This is a genomic window from Stenotrophomonas sp. YJH_SMC_105-26 (assembly GCF_059368915.1).
Window position 1 is genome coordinate 12,225 of record NZ_JCAFSD010000005.1, and the last position, 22,958, is coordinate 35,182.

Genomic DNA, 22,958 nt, shown 5'->3' on the forward strand with positions numbered 1-22,958 from the left:
ACGCCACTCACCGATGCCCCTGCGCCACCTGCGCCTGCATCGCCGTTTCCGATTTCCGGGACCTACCTCACCGCTCATTTCCCCTCTTCTGCCTACAAGGGAGCCCCCATGCAGGACACCCCCGATGCACACGCCCATTTCGGCTGGTTCAAACGCCGCCGCCACCTGAAGGTCGATGAGATCACCGTCGTCGACAAGCCCATGCTCAAGCGCGCCGTCGGCGCGGCCGCACTCGGCAATGCCATGGAGTGGTTCGACTTCGGTGTCTACGGCTATCTGGCCGTCACCATCGGCCAGGTGTTCTTCCCCTCCAGCAACCCCACCGCGCAGGTGATCGCTGCGTTCGCCACCTTCACCGTGGCGTTCCTGGTGCGGCCACTGGGCGGCCTGGTGTTCGGCCCCCTGGGTGATCGCTACGGCCGCCAGAAAGTGCTGGCGTTCACCATGATCCTGATGGCGCTGGGCACGTTTGCCATCGGCCTGATTCCCGCCTACGAGCGCATCGGCATCTGGGCACCGGTGCTGTTGCTGCTGGCGCGCGTGGTGCAGGGCTTCTCCACCGGCGGCGAATACGGGGGCGCGGCCACCTTCATCGCCGAGTATTCCACCGACCGCAACCGCGGCCTGATGGGCAGCTGGCTGGAGTTCGGCACGCTGGGCGGCTACATCGCCGGCGCCGGCACCGTCACCGCGCTGCACATGCTGCTGAGCAGCGAGCAGATGCTGGACTGGGGCTGGCGCATTCCGTTCCTGGTGGCCGGCCCGCTGGGCCTGCTCGGCCTGTACATGCGCATGAAGCTGGAGGAAACCCCGGCGTTCCGCGCCTTCGCCGAGGAAGCCGAGAAGCGCGAGCACGAGCGGCCGGGGCTGGGCGCGCTGTTCCAGGTGCATGGCCGCCAGCTGCTGGTGTGCATGGGCCTGGTGCTGGTGTTCAACGTGACCGATTACATGCTGCTGACCTACATGCCCAGCTACCTCAGCGTCACGATGGGCTATGCCGAGAGCAAGGGCCTGCTGCTGATCATCATCGTGATGCTGGTGATGATGCCGCTGAACATCGTCGGCGGGTTGTTCAGTGACCGGCTGGGCCGGCGCCCGATGATCATCGGTGCGTGCATCGCGCTGCTGGTGCTGGCCATTCCGTGCCTGCTGCTGGTCGGTAGCGGCAACGACGGGCTGATCTTCCTCGGCCTGATGCTGCTGGGGCTGGCGCTGGTGTGCTTCACCAGCTCGATGCCGTCCACGCTGCCGGCGCTGTTCTACACCCCGGTGCGCTACAGCGCGCTGTCGATCGCCTTCAATGTGTCGGTGTCGCTGTTCGGTGGCACCACGCCGCTGGTGACCGCGTGGCTGGTGGAGCGTACCGGCGACCCGCTGGTGCCGGCCTATTACCTGATGGGCGCGGCGGTGATCGGCCTGGTAACCATGCTGTTCGTGAAGGAAACCGCCGGCCTGCCGCTGCGCGGTTCACCGCCAGCGGTTGGCAGCGACAAGGAAGCAGCCGCGCTGTTGAAGAGCGATGTGCCGGTGACGGTGGACCCGACCTTGCCGCCGCTGCCGGACGTTGCCGAGCCCGAGCAGGCGAAGCCGGCGTTGTAGAGCCGAGCCCGTGCTCTGCTGACTTCCACGGGATCAGCCGAGCATGGGTTCGACTCCGCACCCCGTGCGGCATCAATCACCCGGGGTGTCCAATTCCATCGCGCGCATCACGATGGGCTTGGCCCAGCCCGGCGTGTGCAACAGGTCGGCCACTGCGACCGGGTAATGCAGCTGACCTGCAGCCATGGCCAATACCGGCAGCGGCACCACGCAGCCGTCGGCATCGGCCGGCGCGCTGTTGTCGTAGACATGCAGCTCGGCCAGGTGCGGCAGCAGCTCCAGCAGGTTTGCGCGCGCCGAATCGAAACGCGCGTGGATCTTCTCCACCGGAATATCGTGGCCACCGGCGGCCACCCGCGCGGCCACACGGGCGACGTGCAGCCCGACATCGGCCAGCCCACAGAACCAGATCGCCACCTGGTGCCGCTCGCAGGCCTCACGCAGCAGACGCGGAATGGTGTTGCCACCGAGCGTGGTCTCGAAGGCGAAGTCGGTGCCATCGGCCATGGCCTGGCGCAGGCGGCGGGTGCCTTCCTGCCAGGCCTCGGCATTGGCGTCCGGCAGCGGCCAGCCGGCGTCGACCAGGCGGCGGGTGAACGAGTCCGGGTTGAACCAGCTCAGCCCTTCGGCGTCTAGCCAGGTGCCCAGCAGCGAACTCTTGCCGGCGCCATTGACACCGGCCAACGCCAGGATGCGTCCCATCGATCAGAGCGGACGGCCAAGGGTGACCTTGCGGCCGCGCCGGATCGGCTGGCCCAGCACCTTGCCCAGCCCTTCCCCGCGCTGCAGCCCGGCCAGGGTCTGGTCGAACTCGCTGCGCAGGCGCTGCAGCTCCTCGCTGCGCTCACCGGCATCACCGCCGGCGGCCTTGGCCAGCAGTTCCTGGTAGGTGCGGATGTCCACGATCACCGCTTCCGGGTGGTTGTGGTTGGTGATGACCAGCGCCTGCTTTTCGCGCACGGTGCGCATCAGGCTCGGCCAGCCCCGGGTCTTCACCGACGAGGCCGGGGCCTTCTCGAGGCCAGGCAGATCCAGCGGCAGGGTCATGGCACGGCTCCAGGCGGGGTGGATGAGCGACACTATACCCAATTTGGCCAAATTGGGGATAAATCCCCTTTTACCGCAGGGGCGCGGTGTCCGGAGCGTCGGTCTGCAGCAGGCTGTCGCGTTCGCGCAGCGGGAAGCGGATCCACGCATCCAGCCCCTGTGGGCCAAAGTGCAGCTCGCCGCTGCCAGCCAGCTCGTAGGGCACGCGCTGCTCGATCAGCGCCCGGCCCAGGCCGCGCTGGCGTGGCATTTCCCAGCCCTCCACGTCGGCATGGCGCTCACACCAGTGCAGGCCCAGCCACGGTTCTGCGTCCTGCACCTGCAGATGCCAGGACACCTCGATCCGCCCCGCCTCGCGCGCGGCCGCGCCGTAGCGCAGCGCGTTGCTCGCCAGCTCATGGATGGCCAACGACAGCACCTCGGCCGCTTTCGGTGGCAGCAGCACGTCCTCACCGTGCAGTTCGCACAGGCCCGTGCCCGGCATCTGCGCCGACACTTCCTCTTCGATCATCCCGCGCAGGCAGACCCCGGCATTGCCGCCGCGGGTCAGCAGGCTCTGCGTGCGCGCCAGCGACATCAAACGCCCGCACAGCCGCTCGGCGTACTCGTCCACGCTGGCCACGGTGCTGCGCGTCCGCCAGGCAAGGGCATGGATGGTGGACATGATGTTGCGGACCCGGTGCTGCAGTTCGGCCAGCAGCACCGCCTGGCGCTCGGTGGCGCGCTTGAGGTCGTCGATATCCACCGCAATGGCGAACACCCCGGTCACCTCGCCGTCTGCATCGCGCAGCGGCGCAGCGGCGACGCGTGTCCAGCGGGCGCGCCCGTCGTCATGGATGAACTGGAACTCCAGGCCAGGGACCACCGTCTCCCCCCGCAGGGCGCGGGCGATGGCGAAATCATGGGGCTCGATGCGCGAGCCGTCGGGGTGCCATCCCTGCCAGCGGTAGTGGTTGGGACGATCGGTGGACGGCACCTTGCCGGTGGGCAGATAGGTCCGCATCCGGTCATTGGACAGTTGCAGTCGGCCTTCGGCATCGACAATGCAGACGCCCACCGGCAGCACCTTGAATGCCAGCGCCAGGCGCCGGTCGCTCTCACGGCGCTTCTGCTCCTCGCGCTCGCGGGCCGCCTGCGCGACATGCGCGGCGGTCGTTTCGAACATGGTGACAAGCACACCGTTGATGCGCCCTTCCTCACCGCGGATGGGGCTGTAGGTGATGGTGAACCAGACATCCTCCAGCCGCCCCCGCCGCGCCAGCGGATAGAGCTTGTCCTCGTAGGTGATGGTCTCGCCCTGCCACACCCGCTGGTAGATCGGGCCGTTGATGTGCCAGACCTCAGGCCAGCACTCGCGGGTAGGCTGGCCAAGCCCGCCCGGATGCTTGTCGGCGAGGATCTCGGCATAGCCATCGTTGTAGAGCTGCACCAGCTGCTCGCCCCACAGCACGATCATCGGGAAGCCGTGGGCCAGCATCAGGTCGACAGTGGCGCGCAGGTGCGGCGGCCATCGCTCGATCGCACCCAGTGGCGTGCCTGACCAGTCGTGGCGGGCAATACGGGCGGCCATGCCGTCATGGCGCGCATGCGCCTGCAGCGGCGGCGGCATGCCCGCCGGGCGCTCAATGGCCGGGAGACCCTCGATGCGGCGTGACATGCCGCGCAATCAGGCGATGCCCGCAGCAGCCTGCGGGCCTGCCACCAGCCGTGCCAGCTGCTGCACCAGTGCCTCGATGTGATAGGGCTTGGTACAGCGGGGCGCGCCAGCGAAGCGGCTGGGCAGATTGTCATCGTAGCCGGAGGTCAACATGAACGGCGTGCCGGCGTCCGCCAAGCGGTCGGCCAAGGGGTAGACCAGTTCACCCCCCAGGTTGATGTCCAGCAGGGCGACATCGATGGGGTTCTCATCGACCAGACGCCCCAGCGCCTGCAGGTCACCGGCCGGTCCCACCACCTGCGCCCCCTTCAGTTCCAGATAGTCCACCAGGAACATCGCGATGGCGAATTCATCTTCCGCCACCAGCACCCGCAGCCCTTTCAGGCCCTCTGGCTTGTTGCCCGCTTCCAGCACGACCCGCGCTCCTCGATACACGCGGCGCACCTCTGCCGCAACGCCTGCAGGATGCGCGAAACGGGCTACAAGGGCGCGTGATGATCGATGAAGATCGCCGCCACGGCCCGTTCACCCAGGCATTGCAGCGGCGCGTTCAGAACGCTCGCTCCCATTTCAGGCTGAGCAGGCTGCGGTCGTGGCTGTACAGCCAGCCGACGTTGCTGTCGATGCGGGCGTAGCGCAGGCCCAGGCTGGGCACCAGCCCGGCCACCGCCAGCCGCTCGCTGCGCACGATGGCGATCAGGTTCTGTTCGTCGTCCTGCCTGCGCGCCTCCAGCAATGGACTCCAGGCGTCGTAGTCGCGGCGGCGCAGCGACACGAACACCGTGGCCGTGGTGCCGCTCCACTGCCGCGCCGCGCCCAGCCGCAAGCCGCGCTGGCGGTAGCCGTTGGCCGGGTCGGCAGCGCTGCTGCCGGTGACATCCAGCCCGGCGAAGACCGTCCAGCGCGGATTGAGCGCACGGAACCAGGTGGCATACACCGATACCAGCTCGCCGTCATAATTGCTGGCCAGGCCCTGCTGGCGATACCGCTGGCGCTTCCAGTCGGCCTCCAGCTTGAGCAGGCTGCGTGCATCCAGGGCGTACTGCCATTCGCCGTGCACGCCACTGCCGCCCTGCAGCGCATGGTTGCCCAGGCCCTGGACGTCATAGCTGGGGGCAAGCAGCACGGTCTGCCGCGCACTGCGCCAGCTGTAACCTGCCTGCACATTGGCATTGAGCTCGTTGTAGGCACGGTGCCCGCGCCATGCCTGACCGAAGGCGAGACCGCGCACGTACAGCCCATGATGCCCGTCGAGGACCCAGCGCCGTTCCAGGCTGGCGTCGTAGTCGAGGCCCCCTGCGCGCTGGGCGTCGGGCAGTTTCCGTTCGATGATGCAGGCGTCGCCTACGCCGAACAGGCAGGTGCGGCTGGCCGAGCTGCGGTTGATGTTGTCACTCCATGCGGGGCCGGCGGACAGCGCGCCTTTCCAGCGCTGGCGCGCCTGCAGGGCACCCAGGTACCCGTCCACGCGCGCGCGGACGCCGGCCGTGGCCGGATCATCAGCATTGATGCCTGCAGCGATGGCCGTGAACAGCGCGACCGCATCGCGATCACGCTGGTCTTCCGCATAGACACGTGCCAGCTCGAGACGGGCCGGCAGGAACTCCGGCTGCGCCGCCAGCAGCGCTTCGTACTCCTTCGCCGCGCGACGATGGTCGCCGGCCACGCGGGCCAACGCCCCCTGCGCGTAATGGCGCAGCAGCGGGTCATGCCCCGGCAGTTCGATGTACTCCTCGAGGAACGCCGCGGCGGCCCGCCATTGCTGATGCTGCAGTGACAGGTAGAGGGCCTGGCCGAGATCGTCGACGCTGCGCTCCACGCGCAGCGTCCTGCCGTCGATGGTGATGGTCGGCCGCTCCGACTCGGCCTGTTGCAGGCGCTGCCGGTCCTGCTGCTGGTGGCGCAGTTCGCTGCCCTGTTCAAGCACGCGGCGCAGATCGTCCTGCTGGGCGCGCACATCAGCGGCAGCCAACAGCAGTACGACAAGGAAGGTGGAATGGCGCATGGTCGATCCGTGGTGGTGCATGCAGCGGCCGAAGCAGGGACTGGCGGATCGCGGCTTGTCCCTGCCCTGCCCCGTCAGGGGCGTGGCGATCAGTTCTTGCTGCCGCCGAAGGCGGTGTCGTACTGGCTGTTGCCGGCGAACGTGGCGATACCGGCGAGCGTGGCCGCGTTGGCGCCGAAGAACTGGCCCTGGCTGTTGCCGGTGACCGAGCCGTTGGCCACGGCGGTGCCGGCGAAGGATGCATCGGCGCTGTTGATGTTGGCGCTGATCGCCAGGGTCTGGCCACCACCGGTCAGGCCGCCGGTCAGCTTGCCAGTGCCGAAGTTCGCCGCGAAGGCACCGCTGAGCAGGTTGCTGCCATTGAACCTGTTCAGGCCGGCCACCGCGTAGGTGGCGGTACCGCTGGGCAGGGTGGTGCCGGCGCGGTCACCAGCGAAGTACACCTGGCGGTTGTTGAAGCCACCTGCGGCGCCGTCCTTGGACCATTCACCGAACCACACATCGCCACTGCCCACCTTGACGAAGTTGAAGTGGCCCATGCCGGAATGGCTGCCCGGCGTACCGGTGATCGGCATGGCCAGGGTACGCACGGTAACGCCGTTGACGGTGGTCGGGGCCGAATAGGCCGCCAGCCCCTGGAAGTCGACCGGCTTGCCGTTGGAGACGGTGCCGACGCCGATGCCGGCCTTGCCTGCGCTGTGCGGGCCGCCGTTGACTTCGGAGGCACCGACCTTGACGTACAGCTGCGAATCGGTGGCCGGGCTGGCCGCACCGACGATGTCGGCGGCCTGGGCGGCACCGGCCAGGGCGAAGGTGGCGGCCATGGCCAGTACGGAACGGGAGATCATCTTCATGGAACTACTCCTTGGGTTGAGGGAACAACGGGTACAACAACGAGACAGGTCATCAGAAGCGTGCAGTGACACCGAGCTTCAGCGTGCGCCCCGGCGCCGGCAGCGTAGAGCGCGTGGCCGGGTCGACGTAGTAGCGGTTGCCGAGGTTGGTGCCGACCAGCTCGACGCTGGCGTGGTCATTGAAGCGCCAGCGCGCGTAGGCATCGACGGCGGTGATGTTTCCCCAGGTGAACGGCACGTTCTGCCAGATCAGGCCACCGCTGCCGGCGTACAGTCGGTCACGGTAGGCCTGCAGGTCCGGGTTCTGGTGGCGTTGGTAATGCACGATGCGGCTGCCCAGCTCCAGGCGCTCATCGAACAGCCGGGTGCCCAGCGACACGTTCACCGACAACCGGGGAATGGCCTGGGTCAGCAGGTAGCCACTGACGAAGCCGTCCTGCACGCAGTTGGGCACCTTGCCGGCCAGCGCATCGAGCTGCACCGCCATGCTTTCGTCGCAGACCTTGTTTTCCAGCGTACGGGTGATGCCCAGGTCGGTGAAGAAGCGCCGGTTGTCGAACCGCGCCTGCAACTCCAGGCCGCGGATGCGCTGCTTGTCCAGGTTGTCGAACAGGAAATTGCCGTCGCGCTCGATCACGTTGCGGGTCTTGTGCACGTAGTAGGCCAGCTTCACGTCGGCATCGGCGGTGTTGCCGAACAGTGCGGACAGGTTGTGCACATAGCCCACTTCGTAGTTGTAGGCGTGCTCGGGCTTGAGCGGGTACAGCGGGTTCAGGCTGCTGGAGAACGCGATGGTGCTCTCGAACATGCTGGGGAAACGCACCGCCTCGCTGTAACGGGCATAGGCGCGCGCATTGGGCGAGAAATGCGCGGTGGCCGAGAAGGTCGGCAGCCAGGCATGGTCGCGCCTGCGCTCGTTGCGCCCGGATACCGTCTGCGACCGCCCGCTCTGGATGCTGCACAGGATCTGCGCGCCCTGCACCGGCAACAGCCCGGGAATGGCCGCCACCTGACCATTCAGGCACGGGTTGCTGGCACGGCTGTAGTTGCCGTCCGCATCCGGCAGCCACGGAATGCTGTGCTCCACCGCCACCGGCGTCTCGTACCTGCTCAGCAGGCCCTTCAGCAGATCATCAACGATGAAGCCCATGCCGATGCTGTCCCAGAACGCGCGCTGCGACTCGATGGCGTCGATCTCGCCCTGCAGGCTGGCCGGGCGTTCGGGCAGTTCGTTGACCCGGTAGCGGGCCTCCTTGGGGAACACAGAGGTGGTCATCAGCTCCGGGTGTTCCTGCAGGAAATCATCGAAGGCCCAATAGCGCGCGTAGCGCACGCCGGCGCTCAGGGAGAGGAAATCCACCGGCCGCCAGTCCAGCACCAGGTAGCCCTCGCCCTCCTGGCGGCGCCCGGCGCGCGGGTACATGCGCCAGCCATCGCTGACGCCAAAGTACGGGTCCGCCGAGCGCAGTTTCTCGAACTGCCAGTTGCCGCCCACCGTCAGGTCCAGGGTGGAATGCAGCGCGAAGCGGTTGCTCAGGGTCAGGCCGGTGCGGTCGTTGCGGGCATTGGCCAGCGCGGTATTGCGCAGGATCGGGCTGCTGCCGGGGTTCCAGTCGGGGTTGCTGGCAAAATTGGGGAAGCCGCCAGCGGTGTAGGTATCGCTGGTGGTTTCGGTGCGCCACAGGTTGGCACGCAGGTCCAGCCAGCGGCTGCCGGCAGGCTGCCAGTGGTATTCCAGGTTCCAGGCATCGGCATCGACGCGGCTGAGCGGCCACTGGATGCGACCGTAGTCGGGCGCGGACAGGATGCGCGAGGGCATGATCTCGCCGTAGTGGGAGAGCGTACGCCGCCAGGTGGCGCGCAGCTGCTGGTCATCGTTGATCTGCCAGGTCGCCTTCAGCAGCCACGATTCCTGCTCGCTGGAGGTGTTGGGCACCTCGTCGCCGGGCTTGAAGTAGCGCGCCAGCGTGGTGATGTAGTCCAGGCCCTTGTACTCGAACTGCTCGCGCGGGTCCTGGTCGTAGTACGCCGTGCCCTGGGTGCCGGAGAAGTAGTTGCCGCGCTTGCGCCAGGCATACGCGGCCATCAGGTCCACGTGTTCGCCGCGCAGGCCCAGCGCCAGCCGCCAGGCCTGGTCCTCGCCGGCGAACACATTGGCTTCCGAACCGCGCGACTTCACCGGCACCAGCAGCGTGCTGTCGGCATACGGTGCCGAGGGCGAGCCCTGCGGGAACCCCGGCACCGTGCGGTAGTCCTCGCCGGTATGCAGCCGCGGCAGGCGTGGCGCCACCGCATTGCTGCTGCCTTCGATCTTCAGCTCCCCGCCGAAGCGCTCACCCGCTTCCACGATGTCATCGACGTCGATGGTCTTGATCACCAGCGCGCCACCGATCCCGCTGTGCACATCGCGCACCAGCCCCGGCCCCTTGATGACCTGGATGCCACCTATCAGGTTGGGATCGATGTAGTTGCGGTTGCTGACGCCGTTGTAGCCGCGCCAGACCGTAAGTGCCTGCTCGCCGCCGTCGATGCTGACCGGCACCCGCCCCGGCCCCTGGATGCCGCGGATGTTGATGTCCAGCGCGCCACTGTTGCGCGCATCGCCGCTGAACACACCGACCAGATCCTTGACCACGTCGGCCGGATTGGAGCCGCGGTAGCGCTCCACCCGGTCGCGCCCCGAATACGCCGTGGCCATGTCCAGCGCGAACACATCATCGTAGCCGCGCCGATCGCGGGCCTCGCCCCCTTCCGACTGCAGGCGACCGGCCACGTCCAGTGTCTCGGTCACCCGCACCCCTTCCCCTTCACCCGCCTCCGCTGCGGTACGCAGGCTCCAGGTGCCGTCCATGCCACGCTGCGCGCGCACGCCGCTGCCACGCAGCAGCAGCTGCAGGGCCTGCATCTGGCTGTACTCGCCGCTCACCGCGCTGGAGCGACGGCCTTCCACCAGGTCACTGCGGAACACCACCTGCACATCGGCCTGGCGGCCAAAGGCACGCACGGCGTCGGCCAGGGGCTGTTCCGGAATGGCGTACTGGCGCAGCGGCGCGACGACCGCCGGTTGCGCCTGCCCGGCCGGCACCCAGGCCAACTGCAGCAATGCGGTGGAAACAGCCAGGGCCAGAGCGGTGGCGCGACGATGACAGGCGGATGCCGTGGACGGCATGGACAGGAACTCCTCAAGCGGGGCGGGACCACGGACACGTCCGGTGCCCGGTGGTGTGTCTGGCTTGAGAAGAAACGCTGTTTCGCTCTGGCTATACCTCTATAGACAGCGGGCTGCGACGACTGCCCACGGTTTTTTCATGTTTTTTTTCATGCGACCGGTTCGTCCATGTTCCGAGGGTGCTTCACCACAGCAGCAACGCACCACCGGGCAAGCGCTGCACGCGCAGTCCCGCCTGCGCGGCCACGGCGACGATGGCCGTGTCCGGTTGCTGCAGGTGGAACAGGCCACTGACCCGTACGCGTGCGCCCTGCCCGCCCAGTACCCAGACCGGGCCACGACGGTAGCGCGCCAGGTCGGCGATGGCCTGCGCGGCCGGCCGATCATCGATCACTACCTCGCCACGCCGCCACGGCGCCATGCTCTCCGGATCTTCCAGCTGCACCGGCTGCAGCCAGTGCCCGTCACGGAACGCGCGTGCCTGTCCGGCATGCAGGCGCTGCACGCTGCCATCGCCCGGGCGCACATCGACCACACCCGCGCTGACCTGGGTGGTGACCGTGGTATCCAGCATCGACACGCTGAAGGCAGTGCCGATGTCACGGACCAGGCCGCCCGCTGCCTCGACCTGGAACGGGCGAGCCTCGTGCGCTACCTGGAACCAGGCCTGGCCGCGCAGCAGGCGCAGGTGGCGCTGCCGGTCATCGAACGAAAGTGCCAGCGCGGTGCCGGCATCGAGTACCGCCGTGCTGCCATCGGCCAGCTGCACCACTCGTGGCGCATCGCTGCTGCGCACATCACTGCGCGCCAGCAGCAACGCATGCGGAGCGGCCGCGACCATCAGCACCACGGCCGCAGCCGATGCCAGCAGCCACGGCAGGCGACGGCGCGGTGCGATCGGCCGCAGCCCCTGGCGGTCGCCGGTCAGCTCGGGCAGCGCGGCCAGCACCTCGGGCCCGGCAGCGTCCAACCGCTGCCAGAAGGCCTGCTGCTGGCGCCAGGCCAGCGCATGGCGTGGATCGGACTGCAGCCAGCGCTGCAGGGTGCGTTGCTGGCGTCCCGGCAACGGGCCTGCACTGCACCGTATCACCCAGCGCAACGCCTGCCTGGCCTGACGCGGCGAGGGTTCGGACGTGGTCATGGTTGTGGCCTGCCGCACCGCGAATGGGTGCGCTTTCCTGTTGTGACAACGGCGGGCACGATCTGCCCACGGCAATCGCCGCTCATCGGCCCATTCCCCGCTGCTGTTGCTGGATCAGCAGCGCTGCGCGCAGCACATGCTTGCCGACCAGGCTCTTGGAGACCCCCAGGCGCGCGGCAATCTCGCGTTCGCTCAGGCCCAGGTAGCGGTTGAGCACGAAGCACTCGCGTACCTGGGCCGGCAGGGCCAGGATGGTCTGGGTGATCTCGCGCAGCTGCGCCTGGTCCAGCGCCTGCGCCTCGCCGTCGTGGCCTGCCTCGGCCATGCCGGTGGCGTACTCGGCCATCGCGCGCCGCTCGCGGGCGTCGGCCTGGCTGCGGTTGAGCGCGTGGTGGTAGGCCATCCGGTACAGATAACCGCGCGGCTCCAGGATCGGTGGATCACCGGGCACGCTGCTGGCCTTCAGGTAGAGGTTCTGCAGGGTGTCCTCGGTGCTGGCCGGGTCGAGGTAGCGCGCGACGAAGCGGGACAACGCACGGCGCTCGCGGATCAGCAGCTCGACCAGCGCCAGGGCATTGGGAGACATAGGTGCCAAGGCCGGACCGGGGAATGATGGGCGTGATGGCGACGGTCCGGACGTGGATTGTGGGCTGCGGGGCCGCAGGCGGCAAGCCGCGCCACGAAAGCATCATCGACGCATGGCGTGGATGGAGGATCTACGGTTCCTCCAGCGCCTCGAAGCGTTCGGCGAGGTAGTCGATCAGCGCACGCACCGCAGGCAACAGGCCGCGTCGCGACGGGAACACCGCGTGCACGATGCCGTGCTTGGGCACCCACTCCGGCAGTACAGGCACCAGCGCGCCACTGGCCAGCTCGTCGCTGATCATCATCCGCGGCAGCATCAGCAGGCCCACCCCGGCCACCGCGGCGGTGCGCAACGCGATCATGTCATCGCTGACCAGCCGCGGGCGATGGTGCACGCTGGCCAGCACATCGCCCGGCCCGGTGTATTCCCAGGCATGCTGCTGGCTGGGCGATGCCAGATCCACGGTCGGCATCATCGCCAGGTCGGCCGGCACCTGCGGCGTGCCCAGCCGCTGCAGCAGCGCCGGGCTGGCACTGGTGCACCAGACCCGGCGCGCCAGCACGCGTACCACCAGGTCACTGTCCTCCAGCGGCGGCGGCCGCACGCGGATCGCCACGTCCACACCCTCGCCCACCACATCGACGCGCCGGTTGGTGGCGTCCAGCTGCACCGTCACCTGCGGGTGCAGGGCCAGGAAATCGGCCAGCATCGTGCCAATGCGCGCGTGCAGGATCGCGATCGGGCACGCCAGGCGGATGGTGCCGCGCGGCTCTGCGCGTGACATCGCAATGGCTTCCTCGGCCGCTTCGGCTTCGACCAGCATGGCCTTGCAGTGGCGGTAGTAGTCCTGGCCGACCTCGGTGACCGAGAAACGCCGGGTCGAACGCTGGATCAGGCGCACGCCCAACCGTTCCTCCAGCAGCGCGATGCGCCGGCTCAGTTTCGACTTCGGCATCGCCAGCGCCCGGCCGGCCTGCGAGAAGCCGCCATGCTCGACCACCATGGCGAAGTAGAACAGGTCGTTGAGGTCACAACGGCGGATATCTGCGATGAACACGGGGCGATCTCCTGCGGCCACGGCCTGCAGACATTGTTCACCAGATAGGACTATGACGGCAAATATTGGCGTCTACCGGCCTTATTGTCACGGCGATATCGTCTTCGCAACGAAGAACAGCGGCCGGCAGCCCCGGCCAAGGAGATCGCCATGAAGCGTGTCACCGGTACCTACAGCGCCCCGCGCCCGCACTGGGTGGGCGACGGATTCCCCGCCCGCTCGATGTTTTCCTACAACACCCACGGCCAGCACCTCAGCCCGTTCCTGCTGCTGGATTATGCCGGCCCGTACACCTTCGCCCCCAGCAATACGCCGCGTGGCGTCGGCCAGCATCCGCATCGCGGATTCGAGACCGTCACCATCGTCTATGAGGGTGAGGTCGCCCACCGCGATTCGACCGGGGCCGGCGGCACCATCGGCCCGGGTGACGTGCAGTGGATGACGGCTGCCTCCGGCATCCTCCACGAGGAATTCCACACGCCGGAATTCAGCAGGCGCGGCGGCACGCTGGACATGGTCCAGCTGTGGGTGAACCTGCCGGCGCGCGACAAGATGGGCGCACCGGGCTACCAGACCCTGCTCGACGCAGAGATTCCCTCGGTGGATCTGCCCGATGGCGCCGGCCGCGTGCGGGTCATCGCCGGCCGCTTCCACGGTCATGCCGGCCCGGCGCGCACCCACACGCCGATGGATGTCTGGGACATCCGCCTGCAGCAGGGCCACCACACCGACCTGCCGGTGGCCGAGGGCCGCACGCTGGCGCTTGTGGTGCTGAAGGGTACGGTGCGGATCAACGGCGGCCAGCCGGTCGGCGAAGCGCAGCTGGTCACCTTCGACCGCAGCGGCGAGGACGTGTTCGTCGACGCCGACAGCGACGCCACCGTACTGCTGCTCAGCGGTGAGCCGATCGACGAGCCGGTGGTGGGCTATGGCCCGTTCGTGATGAACAGCCAGGCCGAGATCGCGCAGGCGGTCAACGACTTCAACAGCGGCCGCTTCGGCCAGATCGCGCACTGATCGTTTCAAGCGGCGGGCGATGGCCCGCCGCACCCTCCGGGCCATCGCCCGCTTTTTCCAGGAGACTGACCATGAGTACCCCCGCCAACTTCAACGGTGCCCGCCCGGTGATCGATCCGGACAACGCCGCGATGCTGCTGATCGACCATCAGAGCGGCCTGTTCCAGACCATCGGTGACATGCCGTTCACCCGCGTGCGCGCCCACGCCACCGCGCTGGCCAGGATGGCCACGCTGGCAAAGATGCCGGTGATCACCACTGCCTCTGTTCCGCAGGGCCCGAACGGCCCGCTGATCCCGGAGATCCACGACGCAGCCCCGCATGCCCAGTACGTGGCGCGCAAGGGCGAGATCAACGCATGGGACAATCCGGAATTCGTTGCCGCAGTGAAGGCCACCGGCCGCAGGCAGCTGATCATTGCCGGCACCATCACCAGCGTGTGCATGGCCTTCCCGTCCATTGCCGCCGTTGCCGATGGCTATCAGGTGTTCGCGGTCATCGATGCCTCGGGCACCTATTCGAAGATGGCCGAGGAGATCACCCTGGCCCGGGTGGTGCAGGCCGGCGTGGTGCCGATGGACACCGCCGCGGTGGCCTCGGAGATCCAGCGCAGCTGGAACCGCGACGATGCCCAGCAATGGGCCGAGGTCTACACGAAGATCTTCCCGAACTACCAACTGCTGATCGAAAGCTACCTGAAGGCGCAGGACGTGCAGAAGAACCACGAGCCGCTGGATTCGCAGCGCAGCTGACCTACGCCCGGGGTGCCGGCCCGCTGTCGGCACGCCTCTCAACCGGAGACCCATCATGTCCAGTGAACCGATCCGCGACCCGGCCAGCGATCATCTGCTGACCCCGCAGAACTCCGCCTTCATCATCATCGACTACCAGCCGGTGCAGGTGAACTCCATTGCTTCGATGGACCGCCAGTTGCTGGTCAACAACATCGTCGGCACTGCCAAAGCCGCAGTGGCTTATGGCCTGCCGATCGTGCATTCGACGGTGAACGTCAAGACCGGCCTGAACAAGCCGCCGATTCCGCAGCTGCGCCAGGTGCTGGGTGACTATCCGACCTACGACCGCACCACCATCAATTCCTGGGAAGACGTCCAGTTCCGCAGGGCGGTGGAAGCCACCGGCCGCCGCAAGCTGATCATGACCGCGCTGTGGACCGAGGCCTGCCTGACCTTCCCGGCCTTGGATGCGTTGAAGGAAGGCTATGAGGTGTATGTGGTGGTCGACGCCGTCGGCGGCACCTCGCTGGCCGCGCACGATGCCGCGCTGCGCCGCATCGAACAGGCCGGCGGCCAGCTGATCAGCGTGCCGCAGCTGTTCTGCGAGCTGCAGCGCGACTGGGCCCGTTCGGAAACGGTGCCGGCCTTCATGAACCTCTTCATTGAAACCGGCGGTACGGCGGGCATCCAGTTCTCGTACGATCGTACCGAGTAACCGGGTGGCGGCGCCGGTCCTGGCTGGCGCCGCCTTTGGGGAGCCGTCGAGCATGGCTCGACGCTACAGTGGGTTTGGTCGAGCGTGGCTCGACGCCATGGACAGATGGAGAATGTGATGGCCTACGCACGCATTGTTTCGACCGCCGACAATTACCTGCACCACATCAGCAATGGCAGCGTCGATGTGGATGCGGACGAGCCCGCCTCGTTGGGCGGCCAGGGCAAGGGCTTCGCGCCGTTCGACCTGTACCTGGCCTCGCTGGCGGCGTGCACCGCCATCACCCTGCGCATGTACGCGCAGCGCAAGGGCTGGGACCTGGGCGAGTTCCATGCCGAGCTGCGCTCGGAACGTGATGAGGACGGGCGCCTCCACGTGCACCGCGTGCTGCATGCCAGCGCCGAGCTGAGCGATGCGCAGTGGCAGCCATTGCTGGAGGTGGTGGAAAAGACCCCGGTGACCCTGGTGATGCGCGAAGGTGCACGCATCACCAGTGAGCGTGGGGCGGCGGCGTAACAGAAGGCTCAGCGCCGTGAATGCAGCACCGTGCGCTGGCGCATCGCGTTGAATTCCTGCTCCACCTGCTGGATGTCTTCGGCCTGGAACCCGGCGGCATCCAGCAGCTGGTCGGCGGCAGCGGCCGCCAGCGGATCATCGTCACGCTGGCGCCAGCAGCGCGCCGGCAGGAAGTAGCCCACTTCGCTGCGCCCGCGCATGATCACCACCGGCCGGCCCGCGTACAGCAGGAACTCGGCCAGGTGCTGGCGCAGGCCCTCCACGGAAACATAGGCCGGTCCAACACCCAGCATCTGGCTGGACGGTTCGGGACTCTCGAACAGCTTGCGACGGCTCATCCACTCCTCCTTTTGAACAACGCGTGGTCTCCTTTCCCTAGACGGGCGCATCGCTGCGCCCCCGCCACGCACTACGTGATCCGCATCACGCCCGCTACTCAGAAGCCGGTGTTGAACTCCAGCTGGAACACGTCGATCGACAGCGGCGCACCGAACACTTCCTTGGCCGCCATCCACTTGCCGCTGATCCAGCTGCGCGCGTCCAGCGCATAGGCACCGCCCACGTAGTAGCCGCGGGCGTTGGTGCCACCGAGGTGGAAGTTCGGATCGTTGTAGGCATCCGGCAGCGCATCGGCCTCGATGTGCTTGTAGCCCAGCAGCGCCTGCCACTGGCCCTTCTCCTTCAGCTCGGTGGCACCGAAGGTGGCCTGCAGCATCCATGCCGTGTCGCCGCTGCGGAAGGTATCGATGCTGGCGGCACCACCGGCACCGTAGTTGTTGACGATGCCGTTGTTAGCGCGACTGAACATCGCCTGCTTGTCATAGGCCAGGTTGCGGATGTAGTCGCCTTCAAGGCGCAGGCCGACGTCCTGGGCCAGCTGCGTATCCCAGCGCAGGTTCAGCGTGGCCAGGCGGAATGCCGAGGCCAGGCCGACATACTGCGGGGTGGGCGTATTGGCCGGATCCAGCGGATTGCGCGCGATGTCGCGGATCAGCATCAGGGTGTTGCCCTTCTGCATGAACGCCGGACGCGACCAGTCGGTGTCGCAGCCCACCGCGCCCGCATACAGCGCGCACGGCGAGGACAAGCGGCCGCTGATGTTCTTGAAGTCGTAGTAGCCCAGTGCCGCGCGCAGCGCGTTGTCGTCATTGAAGCGCCAGTTCACGCCCACCTGCGCGCCGGACAGCCACTTGTTCTCGTTCGGGGTCTTGACCCGGCTCTGGCTGGGCGCGCTGTCGGAGGTGTACTCCAGCGGTACCACCGCCAGGTTGCCGAACAGGCCGAGGTCGCCGCCGTCGAAGTCGTACTTCAGGTTGGCGGCCAGGCCATCGAAGTTGAGGTCGTTGGAGAACAGCGTGTCGCTGGTCCAGAACGGATTGCCGAAGCGGCCGCCACGCACCGTCACCCAGTCGGCCGGGCTGTAGGCCAGCCATGCCTGGTCCAGCCATACATCCTTCTTGCTCAGGCCGCCACCCAGCTGCTCGGTGGTCGACACCGGGCCATTGCTGCTGCCGCTGGCCAGGCGCACACCGGCCGTGGTGTGCTGGCCGATGGTCGCCTCGATGCCCAGGCGGGCGCGGATGCGCCACAGGTTGCGGCGGTCCTGGCGGGTGTTCAGCAGTGGTGGCAGCTGCAGGTTGGTGTTGGTGTTGGTGTCGAAGCCGTTGCCGGAATTGATCGACGACCAGTTGCTCACGATATCGCTGTTGCGTTCGGAGAAGAAGCGCGATTCGCTGCGCACGCGCATGTCACCGGTGACCTTGATGCGCTTGGTCCACTCAGCCACTTCGTTCGGTGCCGCCCAGCCCTCGGACCTGGCCTGCGCCATCACGTCCTGGCGTACTTCGTCACGGATGCCGTCGCGCACGCTCTGCGGCACGTAGGGCACGCGCACGTCGCCGGCCTCCAGGGCGACACCGCCACTGGCGGCCGAGGTCGCGGTGGCTGCGCTGCGCTGGGCGGCCGCCGCTTCGGCCTCGGCCTGCACCAGCAATGCCTGGCCGTCTTCTGGTTTCAGTGCGCCGCTGGCGATCAGGCCCTTGATCAGCTTGACCATGGTGGTTTCAGCGGCCATCGCACCGGCCGGGGCGGCCAGGCTGAGCAGCACGGCGCAGCACAGCAGCGCCCGTCGGGCCGGCCGCGGGCGGCGGGAATCGGTTCGTGCGCGGACGTGGTCGTTCATCACGGTTCTCATCGAAAGAAGGGAAATCACGGAGGTCGGGAATCAGGCCCCGGGCCGGCGGCCCTGGATCAGGACGCGGGCGGGGAAATCAAGCGACGGTGGGGGTGCCTGGTCGACCTTGCCGATGCGACGCAGTGCATCGAGCACGGCCGCGTCGGCCTCCTCGTTGCCACTGCCACGCACCAGCTCGACCTTTTCCAGGCGGCCATCGCTGGCCAGCCACACATTCACCTGCAGCTGGAACGCCAGGCGCTTGACCTTGTCGTCGCGCGAGATCGCCTGCTGCATCAGGTAGCCGAGGTAGCGCCCATAGGTGGCATTGCCGGCACCGCCGCGACCGACGCCGGACGAACCGCCACCACTGCCGGACTGGATGCCGAAGTTGTCACCGCCGGCCTGCGCATCGGCGTTCATCGTCACCGGATCGGCATTGTCCGGAGTCGGTGCCGGCTCTTCAGCCGGCGTCGGCTGCTCCAGCGGCTCCGGTTCGGGCATCGTCTCCTCCGGCGGCGTTTCCGGCTCCGGCGGCTTTTCCGGCGGCGGCGGGGGTGGCGGAGGCGCTGGCGGCAGCGCCAGCATCGGCGGCTGCACCACCGGCCGACGGGTGCTGGCGGTGTCCTTGAACAGCATCCACCACACGGCGATGCCGAGCACCAGCAACGCGGCCAGCACCAGCGCGACAGTCACCAGCAGCTGGCGACCGCGCATGCCGGGCTCCGGCCGAGGGGGTTGATGGGCCGTCATGCCTCAGCCCTGCGCCTTGCCGGTGACCAGGCCGACCTGGGCGAGCTCCAGGCGCCGCAGCAGGTCCAGCACCTCGACCACGCGGGCGTACTGCACCTGCGCGTCACCGCGCACGATCACCGGGAAATCCGGCGTGGTCGCGCGCTCGGTGCGCAGGCGGTCTTCCAGCTCCGCCATCGTCACCGGGTAGGCATCCAGAAACACCTGGCCACTGGGGTCGATGGTGATCGCCTTGGTCTTGGGCTTCTCCAGCGCGACGCTGTTGCTGGCCTTCGGCAGGTTGACCTCGATGCCGGGGATGGAAGCGTTGCTGGTCAGGATGAAGATCACCAGCACCACCAGCAGCACATCGACGAAGGGCGTCACGTTGATGCCCTTCTCGCGCTTCTTGATGCCGAACTTCGCCTTCTGGCCCATGGCGCGCCCCTCAGCCCTGGACCGCGGCCGGGCCGCGCCCGTCCTGCTCTTCAGCCAGGCGCGCGGCGAACTCGTCGATGAACACCGCCATGTCCGCGCCGATCGCTTCGGCACGCGCGCCCAGATAGTTGTAGCCGAACAGCGCCGGGATCGCGACGCCGAGGCCCGCGGCGGTACACAGCAGCGCTGCGGCCATGCCCGGTGCCACCGAGTTGATGTCCACCGCGCCGGCCATCGCCGCAACCACGAACACCAGCATGATGCCGATCACGGTGCCGAACAGGCCCACGTAGGGCGCGCCTTCGATGGTGGTCGACAGCCAGTTCATGCGCCGCGCCATCGCTTCCTGCTCGCGCACCATCACTGCATCCATCGAGGCGCGGATCGCCGCGATGGTGGCACCACTGAGGTAACCGCTGTTGCCATCGCGCTGGTGGCGTTGCTGCATTTCATCGATGGCCACCTGGTAGATGCGCCACAACGAGCCATCGTGCATGGCGGTCGGCGCCTTGCCCTGGCGGTCCATGTCGGACAGGGTGCGCAGCGGTACGCCGGACAGCTTGCCGAAGCTCTCGGTGAACACCGCATTGGCCTTGCTGGTACGACCGAAGTGGCGGCTCTTGCCGATCATGATCGCCCACGACAGCAGCATCATCAGGCCAAGGATGGCGACCACCACCCAGGCATCGAACGGCATCGCCTTGAGAATGAAGGCGAAGTGGCTCTGCCCGGCGGACTGCTCGTCGGCGCCGTAGCTGACCAGGCGCGAGTCGGCGCCCTGAGCGGTGGCGTCGGCCAGCAGCAGCGCGGCCGGGCGTGCCACCCGCGAAATGCGCAACTCGTCCAGGGCACCTTCGAAGTTGGCCAGCGGCTGCGCGGCGCCCGGCGCATCGGCGCCGACCACCGGCGCGGTGGCCAGCGCCGGCAGCGCACCGCTCAGCTGGGCAGCTACGCGCCCATTGAGGTACAGCTGCAACGCGCCGTTCTCTGCCGTCAGTGCAACATGCGCCCACTGCCCTTCCGGAATCGGTTGCGCCGGCGTGCTGCGCTGGCCATTGAGCTGCACGAACGGCACGCGGTTCTCGATGCCCAGCACCAGTTCGGAAGCACCATCACGGCGGGCGTAGATGGCTTGAGCCGCATTGTTGCTGCCCGGCTTGATCCAGGCCGAAACGGTGAGCGGCGCGCCCGCTTCCTGCGCCAGCGACGCGCTGGCCGGCAGCGGCAGCGGGCCGGCGCCCAGCTGCACGCCGCGGCCGATCACCGCGCCTTCCGACGGCGGCACCACCGCACCGGCATTGTTGCCATAGGCGGTGGTGTCGCGTGCCGGCGCATTGGCCTCGGCAAAGTGGTAGACCAGCGTGTAGTCCGGATCGAACACCTGCTGGCCGTTGCCGCTGGCCGGGGCTTTTTCATTGCCGTAGTACATCCAGATGGTCTGCGGCGCGGCGGCACTGACCGCCGGCAGGTCCACCCAGACCAGGGCCAGGCCCAGCGTGGGATCGAACTGCTCGATCTGGTGGGCCAGCACGGTACGGCCATCACCCGAGACGAAGCGAAGGTCGTTGCCCGCATCCTGGGTGCCGTCGAAGCCGAAGTTGCCGGTATGCAGCCGCAGCAGCAGTGGCGTGCGGCCCGGGTCACCGGCCAGGCCCGCGCCCTGCGGGCCCGCGTCTACGGTGATCGGCTTGCGGTATTTCCATTCGGCCTGCCACCAATTGGCATCGGCCGCAGCCGCAGGCAACGCAACCAGCGCGGCCAGCAGCAGCAACACTCGGGAAAGCAAACGGTCCATGCGAAGGGTCTCCGGAGAACGCATGTTCAAGGGAAGGGTCAGTAGCTGGTGCTGATGTTGAAATGCAGGCGCGGGTCGTCCTTGCGCGTGACCGGGCCATCGGCATACGGCCAGGCGTAGTCCAGACGCAGTTGGAGGTGTTCACCCAGGCGCAGCTGCGCGCCCAGACCGACCGAGGCCAGGTTGTACTTGTCGCGCTGTTCGGGCAGCGGCTGGCGCAGGCGCAGGTGGGCCGCGTCGGCAAAGCTGTAGACACGCAGGTCGGTGCCGCTCCACAGCGACCACGCAGGCGTGCGCCATTCCAGGCTGGCCAGGCCGCCGTAATCGCCGATCGCCTCGGCCGACAGATAGCCGCGCACGGTGTACATGCCACCGGCGGCGAACTGCTCGGCCGACACCAGCGGCGCATCGGTCACCTGCAACGAGCCACGCGCATACCACTGCCAGTCGCTGCTGAACGTGTGCGTGTTGGCGACGTCCGCCTTGAACGCGACGAAACTGGGGTCTGCCCAGTAGCGCTTCTGCCCGAACCCGATGGCATCACTGCCATAGCCGAACAGACGACGGGTACCGGCCACCAGCTGCGTGTTGATACTCAACTGATCCTGCTCGCCCTGGCGCACGCCGACGAAGGCCAGGGTGATCGGCGCATACTTCAACGGTGTCTTCAGGCTGTCCTTGCCCATCTGCGTGTCTTCCTCGGTGTCCTTGAAATCCACACCGAGGCTGAGCTGGCGCCACCACCGGCTGCTGCCGGCAAGGCGGTAGTTGAGCTTGAGGCCGATCGAATGGCCGTTGCCGATCACGTTGGTGCCGGTGCCGGTACCGACCTGCCCGCCTGCATTCAACACGCGGCTGTCGGATCTGTAGCCGGAGGCTTCCAGGCTCCACGGCGTGCCTTCGAACGGCATCGTGTACGAGGCCGAGAACACCTTGGCCTGCTTTGTATCTTCCGGCGCCAGGTACACGCCGATGTTGGCGCTGTGCCCGCGCTTCCACAGGTTGTCGTAAGCCAGCGACGCACTCAGGCGCAGCCTCTCGGTGTCGGCACTGTGGTCGTTGTTGAGTGACGCGCTGGCACGCCACGGCGACTTCTCCTCGACCTGCAGGTCCACATCCATCGTGCCCGGCACCTGGCCTTCGCGCACCAGCGGCATCACCTGGCGACGCCCGCCTTCGTTCAGTGCGGTCAGTTCCTTCTGGGCCTGGTCGAAGTCCGGCACCTTGCCCTCGGCCAGTGCCGGTACGCGATCGCGTATGCGGTCGGGCGATTCGTGGCGGGTGCCGACCACGCGCAGCTGGCCGATCGGCGTCTGCTGCACCTTCAGCAGCACCACGCCGCCACTGACCTGCTGCTCGGGGAGTTCGACGTAGACCGACTGGTAGCCCGCCTGCTGGTACAGCGCGTGGACCGCATCGCGCGCCTTCTCGACATCGGCCAGGGTCCTGCCCGGGCCGAGGAACGGCTCTACCGTCCGTTCGATCTGGCGCGGATCGAGCACGGTGTTGCCGCGCACGATGTATTCATTGATGTTCACGCTGGGCGCAGGCGCTGCCTCCTGCGCGGACAATGGCAGCGGCATCGCGGCCAGCGCCAGCACCAGCGGATGCAGGCGCAACGGAAAGCGGACGGCTCGGCACGGAACAGGAGTCATCGAAGGCATCGCGTCGTATCGGAGGGAGTGGCCAGGGAGCGGCGCGTGGGTCTACCAACAGGACGTGC

21 protein-coding genes are annotated in these 22,958 nt (G+C 67.7%); 5 read left to right on the plus strand and 16 right to left on the minus strand.

The window, feature by feature from the left end:
* Window positions 1–108: 108 nt before the first annotated feature.
* On the plus strand, window positions 109–1,599 hold the full coding sequence (proP, locus tag AC5P7F_RS13045) for a glycine betaine/L-proline transporter ProP (protein ID WP_046430926.1): 1,491 nt from the start codon (window positions 109–111) through the stop codon (window positions 1,597–1,599).
* A 72-nt stretch (window positions 1,600–1,671) separates the two neighbouring features.
* Here proP and AC5P7F_RS13050 read toward each other — a convergent pair whose 3' ends face one another.
* From AC5P7F_RS13050 to AC5P7F_RS13095, 10 genes are all read right to left on the minus strand, one after another.
* Window positions 1,672–2,301, minus strand: coding sequence for an ATPase (locus tag AC5P7F_RS13050; protein WP_014647342.1), 630 nt, complete (start codon window positions 2,299–2,301; stop codon window positions 1,672–1,674).
* Window positions 2,302–2,304: 3 nt separating this feature from the next.
* Window positions 2,305–2,646, minus strand: a complete 342-nt coding sequence (locus AC5P7F_RS13055) for a type II toxin-antitoxin system prevent-host-death family antitoxin (protein WP_014647343.1) — start codon at window positions 2,644–2,646, stop codon at window positions 2,305–2,307.
* A gap of 70 nt (window positions 2,647–2,716) precedes the next feature.
* A complete protein-coding gene (locus AC5P7F_RS13060) occupies window positions 2,717–4,303 on the minus strand; it encodes a PAS domain-containing protein (RefSeq protein WP_164077810.1) in 1,587 nt (528 codons plus the stop codon).
* 9 nt (window positions 4,304–4,312) lie between these two features.
* The gene (locus AC5P7F_RS13065) at window positions 4,313–4,717 is read right to left on the minus strand and encodes a response regulator (protein ID WP_014647345.1); all 405 of its coding nucleotides are present in this window, start codon (window positions 4,715–4,717) and stop codon (window positions 4,313–4,315) included.
* A gap of 136 nt (window positions 4,718–4,853) precedes the next feature.
* Window positions 4,854–6,308, minus strand: coding sequence for a surface lipoprotein assembly modifier (locus AC5P7F_RS13070; protein WP_164077811.1), 1,455 nt, complete (start codon window positions 6,306–6,308; stop codon window positions 4,854–4,856).
* A gap of 89 nt (window positions 6,309–6,397) precedes the next feature.
* Window positions 6,398–7,162 carry a Slam-dependent surface lipoprotein gene (locus tag AC5P7F_RS13075; RefSeq protein WP_164077812.1) on the minus strand — a complete coding sequence of 255 codons (765 nt, stop codon included), beginning with the start codon at window positions 7,160–7,162 and terminating at the stop codon, window positions 6,398–6,400.
* Window positions 7,163–7,214: 52 nt separating this feature from the next.
* Window positions 7,215–10,331: a TonB-dependent receptor domain-containing protein gene (locus tag AC5P7F_RS13080; protein WP_164077813.1), complete on the minus strand. Its 3,117-nt coding sequence runs from the start codon at window positions 10,329–10,331 to the stop codon at window positions 7,215–7,217.
* Between the two features lie 184 nt (window positions 10,332–10,515).
* Window positions 10,516–11,472, minus strand: coding sequence for a FecR family protein (locus AC5P7F_RS13085; RefSeq protein WP_164077814.1), 957 nt, complete (start codon window positions 11,470–11,472; stop codon window positions 10,516–10,518).
* An 82-nt stretch (window positions 11,473–11,554) separates the two neighbouring features.
* Complete coding sequence (locus AC5P7F_RS13090; RefSeq protein ID WP_481462514.1) at window positions 11,555–12,058, minus strand: RNA polymerase sigma factor; 504 nt, start codon at window positions 12,056–12,058, stop codon at window positions 11,555–11,557.
* Between the two features lie 130 nt (window positions 12,059–12,188).
* Window positions 12,189–13,115, minus strand: coding sequence for a LysR family transcriptional regulator (locus tag AC5P7F_RS13095; protein WP_014647350.1), 927 nt, complete (start codon window positions 13,113–13,115; stop codon window positions 12,189–12,191).
* A gap of 150 nt (window positions 13,116–13,265) precedes the next feature.
* On the opposite strand from AC5P7F_RS13095, the gene AC5P7F_RS13100 reads away from it, so the two are divergent.
* The 4 genes from AC5P7F_RS13100 (at window position 13,266) to AC5P7F_RS13115 (ending at window position 16,097) form a co-directional block, all read left to right on the plus strand.
* Complete coding sequence (locus AC5P7F_RS13100; protein ID WP_014647351.1) at window positions 13,266–14,132, plus strand: pirin family protein; 867 nt, start codon at window positions 13,266–13,268, stop codon at window positions 14,130–14,132.
* Window positions 14,133–14,203: 71 nt separating this feature from the next.
* The gene (locus AC5P7F_RS13105) at window positions 14,204–14,884 is read left to right on the plus strand and encodes an isochorismatase family protein (protein ID WP_164077815.1); all 681 of its coding nucleotides are present in this window, start codon (window positions 14,204–14,206) and stop codon (window positions 14,882–14,884) included.
* Window positions 14,885–14,939: 55 nt separating this feature from the next.
* Window positions 14,940–15,581, plus strand: coding sequence for a hydrolase (locus AC5P7F_RS13110; RefSeq protein ID WP_032962577.1), 642 nt, complete (start codon window positions 14,940–14,942; stop codon window positions 15,579–15,581).
* Window positions 15,582–15,698: 117 nt separating this feature from the next.
* Window positions 15,699–16,097 carry an OsmC family protein gene (locus AC5P7F_RS13115; protein ID WP_481462497.1) on the plus strand — a complete coding sequence of 133 codons (399 nt, stop codon included), beginning with the start codon at window positions 15,699–15,701 and terminating at the stop codon, window positions 16,095–16,097.
* Between the two features lie 8 nt (window positions 16,098–16,105).
* On the opposite strand, the gene AC5P7F_RS13120 is transcribed toward AC5P7F_RS13115, so the two are convergent.
* The 6 genes from AC5P7F_RS13120 to AC5P7F_RS13145 all read right to left on the minus strand — a co-directional run bounded on the left by AC5P7F_RS13120 (window position 16,106) and on the right by AC5P7F_RS13145 (window position 22,890).
* Window positions 16,106–16,435 (minus strand): hypothetical protein, encoded by a 330-nt coding sequence (locus tag AC5P7F_RS13120; protein ID WP_005409871.1) that lies wholly within the window; start codon window positions 16,433–16,435, stop codon window positions 16,106–16,108.
* A gap of 98 nt (window positions 16,436–16,533) precedes the next feature.
* Window positions 16,534–18,279, minus strand: coding sequence for a putative porin (locus AC5P7F_RS13125; protein WP_164077816.1), 1,746 nt, complete (start codon window positions 18,277–18,279; stop codon window positions 16,534–16,536).
* Window positions 18,280–18,321: 42 nt separating this feature from the next.
* The gene (gene tolA, locus AC5P7F_RS13130; RefSeq protein ID WP_049439502.1) at window positions 18,322–18,987 is read right to left on the minus strand and encodes a cell envelope integrity protein TolA; all 666 of its coding nucleotides are present in this window, start codon (window positions 18,985–18,987) and stop codon (window positions 18,322–18,324) included.
* A 39-nt stretch (window positions 18,988–19,026) separates the two neighbouring features.
* The gene (locus AC5P7F_RS13135; RefSeq protein ID WP_005409874.1) at window positions 19,027–19,440 is read right to left on the minus strand and encodes an ExbD/TolR family protein; all 414 of its coding nucleotides are present in this window, start codon (window positions 19,438–19,440) and stop codon (window positions 19,027–19,029) included.
* A 10-nt stretch (window positions 19,441–19,450) separates the two neighbouring features.
* A complete protein-coding gene (locus AC5P7F_RS13140) occupies window positions 19,451–21,235 on the minus strand; it encodes a DUF2341 domain-containing protein (RefSeq protein WP_164077128.1) in 1,785 nt (594 codons plus the stop codon).
* A gap of 38 nt (window positions 21,236–21,273) precedes the next feature.
* Window positions 21,274–22,890 (minus strand): ShlB/FhaC/HecB family hemolysin secretion/activation protein, encoded by a 1,617-nt coding sequence (locus AC5P7F_RS13145; RefSeq protein WP_164077129.1) that lies wholly within the window; start codon window positions 22,888–22,890, stop codon window positions 21,274–21,276.
* Window positions 22,891–22,958 lie beyond the last annotated feature (68 nt).

What these genes read in the sequence shown, in the direction of transcription:
- AC5P7F_RS13075 (WP_164077812.1), bottom strand. Translation starts at nt 7,162, where the DNA reads ATGAAGATGATCTCCCGTTCCGTACTGGCCATGGCCGCCACCTTCGCC.
- AC5P7F_RS13120 (WP_005409871.1), bottom strand. Translation starts at nt 16,435, where the DNA reads ATGAGCCGTCGCAAGCTGTTCGAGAGTCCCGAACCGTCCAGCCAGATG.
- AC5P7F_RS13105 (WP_164077815.1), top strand. Translation starts at nt 14,204, where the DNA reads ATGAGTACCCCCGCCAACTTCAACGGTGCCCGCCCGGTGATCGATCCG.
- AC5P7F_RS13070 (WP_164077811.1), bottom strand. Translation starts at nt 6,308, where the DNA reads ATGCGCCATTCCACCTTCCTTGTCGTACTGCTGTTGGCTGCCGCTGAT.
- proP (WP_046430926.1), top strand. Translation starts at nt 109, where the DNA reads ATGCAGGACACCCCCGATGCACACGCCCATTTCGGCTGGTTCAAACGC.
- AC5P7F_RS13080 (WP_164077813.1), bottom strand. Translation starts at nt 10,331, where the DNA reads ATGCCGTCCACGGCATCCGCCTGTCATCGTCGCGCCACCGCTCTGGCC.
- AC5P7F_RS13110 (WP_032962577.1), top strand. Translation starts at nt 14,940, where the DNA reads ATGTCCAGTGAACCGATCCGCGACCCGGCCAGCGATCATCTGCTGACC.
- AC5P7F_RS13125 (WP_164077816.1), bottom strand. Translation starts at nt 18,279, where the DNA reads ATGAACGACCACGTCCGCGCACGAACCGATTCCCGCCGCCCGCGGCCG.
- AC5P7F_RS13060 (WP_164077810.1), bottom strand. Translation starts at nt 4,303, where the DNA reads ATGTCACGCCGCATCGAGGGTCTCCCGGCCATTGAGCGCCCGGCGGGC.
- AC5P7F_RS13050 (WP_014647342.1), bottom strand. Translation starts at nt 2,301, where the DNA reads ATGGGACGCATCCTGGCGTTGGCCGGTGTCAATGGCGCCGGCAAGAGT.
- AC5P7F_RS13100 (WP_014647351.1), top strand. Translation starts at nt 13,266, where the DNA reads ATGAAGCGTGTCACCGGTACCTACAGCGCCCCGCGCCCGCACTGGGTG.
- AC5P7F_RS13090 (WP_481462514.1), bottom strand. Translation starts at nt 12,058, where the DNA reads ATGTCTCCCAATGCCCTGGCGCTGGTCGAGCTGCTGATCCGCGAGCGC.
- AC5P7F_RS13140 (WP_164077128.1), bottom strand. Translation starts at nt 21,235, where the DNA reads ATGGACCGTTTGCTTTCCCGAGTGTTGCTGCTGCTGGCCGCGCTGGTT.
- AC5P7F_RS13145 (WP_164077129.1), bottom strand. Translation starts at nt 22,890, where the DNA reads ATGACTCCTGTTCCGTGCCGAGCCGTCCGCTTTCCGTTGCGCCTGCAT.
- AC5P7F_RS13055 (WP_014647343.1), bottom strand. Translation starts at nt 2,646, where the DNA reads ATGACCCTGCCGCTGGATCTGCCTGGCCTCGAGAAGGCCCCGGCCTCG.
- AC5P7F_RS13135 (WP_005409874.1), bottom strand. Translation starts at nt 19,440, where the DNA reads ATGGGCCAGAAGGCGAAGTTCGGCATCAAGAAGCGCGAGAAGGGCATC.
- AC5P7F_RS13085 (WP_164077814.1), bottom strand. Translation starts at nt 11,472, where the DNA reads ATGACCACGTCCGAACCCTCGCCGCGTCAGGCCAGGCAGGCGTTGCGC.
- AC5P7F_RS13115 (WP_481462497.1), top strand. Translation starts at nt 15,699, where the DNA reads ATGGCCTACGCACGCATTGTTTCGACCGCCGACAATTACCTGCACCAC.
- tolA (WP_049439502.1), bottom strand. Translation starts at nt 18,987, where the DNA reads ATGCGCGGTCGCCAGCTGCTGGTGACTGTCGCGCTGGTGCTGGCCGCG.